Below are 4,404 nucleotides of genomic sequence, written 5' to 3'. Positions count from 1 at the left end.
CCACCGCCCTGTCCCACGGCGGCACCGGGAACACGCAGGCGCCCGCTCGCGGCGCCTCGACCGCGGGGCAGGCCGCCGGCGGCCCCAGATCGCGGCGCGGCCGGCCCCGCCGCCGCAACCGATCCGCCGCCCGTGACGGCGCGACGGGCAACCGGGGCAGCGCTCCCTCCGTTCGGAGCGGCGCATCCGGCTCCCGTGGGGGAGCTTCCAAGCAGACGGCACGAACAGAATCGGAGCAGCAGTCGTGACAGAGCCGAGTCGAATCCAGGTCCGCACCGCCGACCCGTATCCGGTGATCATCGGCCGTGGTCTGCTCGGCGATCTCGTCGAGTCGGTGACGGGCGCGACATCGGGCGTGCGGACGGTGGCGATCTTCCATCAGCCGACGCTGGCCGAGACCGCCGAGGTGGTGCGGGCGGCGCTGGCCGACACCGGGATCGACGCGCATCGCGTCGAGATCCCCGACGCGGAGGCGGGCAAGGACCTCGCGGTCGCCGGCTTCTGCTGGGAGGTGCTCGGCCGGATCGGCCTGACCCGCAACGACGTGGTGGTCAGCCTCGGCGGTGGCGCCGCGACCGACCTGGCCGGTTTCGTGGCGGCCACCTGGATGCGCGGTGTGAAGATCGTGCACGTGCCGACCACCCTGCTGGCCATGGTCGACGCCGCTGTCGGCGGCAAGACCGGTATCAACACCGAGGCGGGCAAGAACCTGGTCGGCAGCTTCCACGAGCCCGCCGCGGTGCTGGTCGACCTGGCGACGCTGGAGACCGTGCCCCGCAACGAGATCGTCGCAGGCATGGCCGAGATCATCAAGGCGGGTTTCATCGCCGACCCGGTGATCCTGGAGCTGGTCGAGCGCGATCCGGCAGCCGCCCTCGACCCGGCCGGCGAGGTGCTGCCCGAGTTGATCCGTCGCGCCATCCAGGTCAAAGCCGATGTGGTGGCCGCCGACCTGAAGGAATCGAGCCTGCGCGAGATCCTCAACTACGGCCACACCCTCGGTCACGCGATCGAACGCCGCGAGCGCTACCGCTGGCGCCACGGCGCCGCGGTCTCGGTGGGGCTGGTCTTCGCCGCCGAGCTCGGCCGCCTGGCGGGCCGCCTCGACGACGCCACCGCCGACCGGCACCGCGCCATCCTGGACTCCATCGGCCTGCCCACCAGCTACGACGCCGACGCGCTCCCCCAACTGCTCGACGCCATGCAGACCGACAAGAAGACCCGCTCCGGCGTGCTGCGCTTCGTCGTCCTCGACGGCCTGGCCAAGCCGGGCAGGCTGGAAGGCCCCGACCCCTCGCTGCTGGCCGCCGCGTACTCGGCCATCGCCCGCGAGGAGAGCCCGAGCGGCGGCGCCGTCCTGCTCTGAGCCCCCGCGTCCCCGAACCCCGCGTCCAAGGACCGGCGGCGGCGTCTCACGGCGCGGGCGAGGAGACAGTGGCATCTCCCGGGTACGAGGGCACCGCGCAGTCGCCTTCGCCGCTCGCCATCCGCGTGGTCAGCGGACGCAGCGGCCGGGCACAGACGATCCTGGCCGCGGTCCGGCTGAGCAGCCTGCCGATCCCGGTGGCAGGCAGCATCATCGGGAGTCCGCCGCCGGGGAGCTGTTTGGCCTGTTCCAGCAACGGTGTCAGAGCGGTCTCGTAGCGGGTCAGCGCCGTCTCGGGATCGGATGGGGCGGCGGCCAGCTCACCGGCGAGCACGTACGCCCCGATCAAGGCCATGGCCGTGCCCATTCCCGACAGCGGTGAACCGCAGTATCCGGCGTCGCCCGACAAGACGATCCGCCCCGCCGACAGGTTCGGCATGTCGACGCGGGCGAGTTCGTCGAAGTAGAAGTCCGGCGCCTGGGGCATGGCCTCGAGGATGTACGGGGCGAGCCAGCCCGCGTCGGCGAGCAGCTCGCGGAGCAGCTGCTGCTGCGCGACGACATCGCCACGCAGCGCCGGATCGGCGGGGACACGAAGGATGACAAGGGCTTTCGCGGTGGCGGGGTCGCGGTCCGGGCGCAGTCCCACCACGGCGCGAGACGCCGGGCGCATGGTCATCCACCCCGGCTCCAGCCCGTCGGGCCTGGGCACGGTGAAGTAGGACGTGTAGCCGCCGAGGTAGGTGGAGAACCGCTCTTCGGGACCGAACGCCAGCCGCCGCGTCGCCGAGTGCACGCCGTCCGCACCGACGACCAGGTCGTAGGTCTCGACCCGTCCCGAGGCGAAACGGACCTCGACACCGTCGTCGTGCCGGGTCAGCGCCTCGATCCATTCGCCGTACCGATAGTCCGCCGCGCCGCCGGTCGCGCCGAGTGCCTCCAGCAGCACCTCGTTCAGATCGCCGCGGGTGATCTCGACATCAGCGACGGGACCGTTGCCGCCGAACAGGTCCGCGGGCATGCGAGCGTAGGCCCGGCCGCGGCGGTCCACGTAGACCATGCCGCGTTCGTCCAGTTGCCTGTCTCGGATGCCGGGCATCAGCCCCATCCGCTCCGCCACCTCCCGGCTCGCACCCCGTAGGTCGACGGCCTGTCCGCCGGGCCGGGGCGCGCCTGCCCGCTCGACCACCGTGGTGCGGATGCCCGCCCGAACGAGTTGCAGCGCAACGGCATTGCCCGCGATGCCGCCACCGCTGACCAGAATGTGCGTTTCCTTGCCCACGAGCCCTCCTTGAACGTTCGTCTCAGACAAATGTCTAACAGGGTTTGGCACACCTGTCTAGAACAAATGTCTGAGACGTTGTTACGCTCCGGGGCATGGGAAACCGGGAAGACCTGCTGGCGGGGGCCCGCAAGGCGATTCTCGAGCGCGGGCTGGCCAAGGTCACCGCACGCGACATCGCCACCGCGGCCGGGGTGAGCCTCGCCGCCATCGGCTATCACTTCGGCTCGAAGGATCGCCTCGTCACCGAAGCGCTCACCGAGGGCGTGGGCGGCGGCATCGGCGATCGAATGGAGGAGGCCATCAGAGCCGTGGCCGGGCGGTCACCGGGCGACAGCGTCGGCGACACCTGGGACGGCATGCTCGCCATCATGCGCGACCACCGCGAGGACATGATGCTGAGTCTGGAGAACATCGTACGGATCGCCAGGTCGCGGGAATCACAGCAGTACATGGCCGAGGCGTCCGCGCACGCCCATCACGACCTGGCCGCCGCGCTCGGCGAAACGCATCCCGATCTCACCGAAGACCAAGCGCACGCGCTGGCGAAACTGTTGTTCACCCTGTTCCAGGGGGTCGCGATGCTCTGGCTCGCCGCGCCCGGCTCGGATCTGCTCGACGGCGAGGAGCTGGCGCTCGCGGTCGAGGCGCTGAAGAAGACCTGACCGAGGTCAGGCACCCACCGCCGCGGGACGCGCCGCGGCATCCCGCTTCTCGGCACTCCGCCCGGCGAGCATGCGGCCGAGCCCGATGCCCGCGAGGCCGGGCACGAAGATCAACAGCAGGAAGAACGCCGAACACGCGGTCAGCTCGAACAGCATGCCGTTGTCACCGAGGTCGAAGCCGGGCAGGAAGTCCAGCAGCCAGCACACCGCACTGCTGCCGATGCCGCCCAGCGCGGCGGCCTGCAACCAACGGATGGTGAGATCGGATCCGCGCTCGGGGTCGGGATGGGCCTCCCTGTCACGCCGCCCGTCCAGCATCCCCCACGCCACCACGGCGCCGAGGAGGACGAGCAGGCACAGCAGCCGGAACCAGACACCGTTCGTCGGCCAGTTCGCCATGGCGAACCCGAGGGCGACCCGCAGCGCGACGATCAGCGCACCGAGCAGCAGCCCGCGCACCATCCAAGCAATCATGGTCAACACCATAACCGCCGGGACGGCATCGGATAACTAGAACCGGTGTCAGAAATTCGACAATCTCACGAGGTCAGCGCGGCAGCCATCTCGGCCTTCGGGGCGGGCTGCCCGGTGAACTGTTCCACCTGCCCGAACGCCTGGTTCAGCAGCATGCGCAGACCGCTCACCACCGTGTGCCCGGCCGCCTCCACCGCGGTGGCCAGCGGAGTCGGCCACGGGTTGTAGATGGCGTCGAGCACCACCGGCGCGGCCGCGACCGCCTCGGCGACCAGTGCGCCCGCTTCGGCGGGGATGGTGCTGACCACCGCGTCGGCCCGCGCACAGGCCGCGCCGACGCCCTCGGCCCCGAAGGCGACGAACTCCACCGCCATGTCCAGGCGCTCGGCCAGTTCCAGCGCCGAGCGCGCCCGTCCCGCGTCCCGGGCGACCACGGCCACCGAGCGCGCGCCCAGATCGCGCAGCGCCAGCAACGCGGGCCGCGCGGTGCCGCCCGCGCCGAGCACCACGCCGCGCTCGACGCCGCGCACCCCGCCCTCGCGCAGCGCGCCGAACACCCCCTCGACCTCGGTGCAGTCCCCCCGCCACCCGGTCACGGTGCGGAACACGGTGTTTGC

Annotated in this window: 5 protein-coding genes, 1 tRNA gene and 1 pseudogene; 3 read left to right on the top strand and 4 right to left on the bottom strand. The window is 71.4% G+C overall.

Annotated elements, in window-relative coordinates:
• Positions 1-244: 244 nt before the first annotated feature.
• Positions 245-727: pseudogene (locus tag QH283_RS30330) on the top strand (iron-containing alcohol dehydrogenase); the annotation flags it as partial.
• A 211-nt stretch (positions 728-938) separates the two neighbouring features.
• On the opposite strand, the gene QH283_RS14160 reads toward QH283_RS30330, so the two are convergent.
• Positions 939-1,048, bottom strand: a tRNA-Glu gene (locus QH283_RS14160).
• A gap of 9 nt (positions 1,049-1,057) precedes the next feature.
• Here QH283_RS14160 and QH283_RS14155 point away from each other — a divergent pair.
• The gene (locus tag QH283_RS14155; protein WP_280503465.1) at positions 1,058-1,366 is read left to right on the top strand and encodes a 3-dehydroquinate synthase family protein; all 309 of its coding nucleotides are present in this window, start codon (positions 1,058-1,060) and stop codon (positions 1,364-1,366) included.
• Positions 1,367-1,412: 46 nt separating this feature from the next.
• Here QH283_RS14155 and QH283_RS14150 read toward each other — a convergent pair whose 3' ends face one another.
• A complete protein-coding gene (locus QH283_RS14150; protein WP_280503464.1) occupies positions 1,413-2,648 on the bottom strand; it encodes an FAD-dependent monooxygenase in 1,236 nt (411 codons plus the stop codon).
• A gap of 95 nt (positions 2,649-2,743) precedes the next feature.
• Between QH283_RS14150 and QH283_RS14145 the strand changes: the two genes are divergently transcribed.
• Positions 2,744-3,313, top strand: coding sequence for a TetR/AcrR family transcriptional regulator (locus QH283_RS14145; protein WP_280503463.1), 570 nt, complete (start codon positions 2,744-2,746; stop codon positions 3,311-3,313).
• Between the two features lie 6 nt (positions 3,314-3,319).
• Here the strand turns inward: QH283_RS14145 and QH283_RS14140 are convergent, their stop codons facing one another.
• Together QH283_RS14140 and QH283_RS14135 are read right to left on the bottom strand one after the other, a co-directional pair.
• Positions 3,320-3,787 (bottom strand): B-4DMT family transporter, encoded by a 468-nt coding sequence (locus QH283_RS14140; RefSeq protein ID WP_280503462.1) that lies wholly within the window; start codon positions 3,785-3,787, stop codon positions 3,320-3,322.
• 65 nt (positions 3,788-3,852) lie between these two features.
• The coding region (locus QH283_RS14135; protein WP_280503461.1) for a shikimate dehydrogenase at positions 3,853-4,404 on the bottom strand (552 nt) is incomplete at its 5' end.

It is taken from the genome of Nocardia farcinica, from assembly GCF_029867845.1.
GTDB lineage: Bacteria > Actinomycetota > Actinomycetes > Mycobacteriales > Mycobacteriaceae > Nocardia > Nocardia farcinica_A.
The sequence above is the reverse complement of the archived record's forward strand: the minus strand, read 5'-3'. Positions and strand labels throughout refer to the sequence as shown.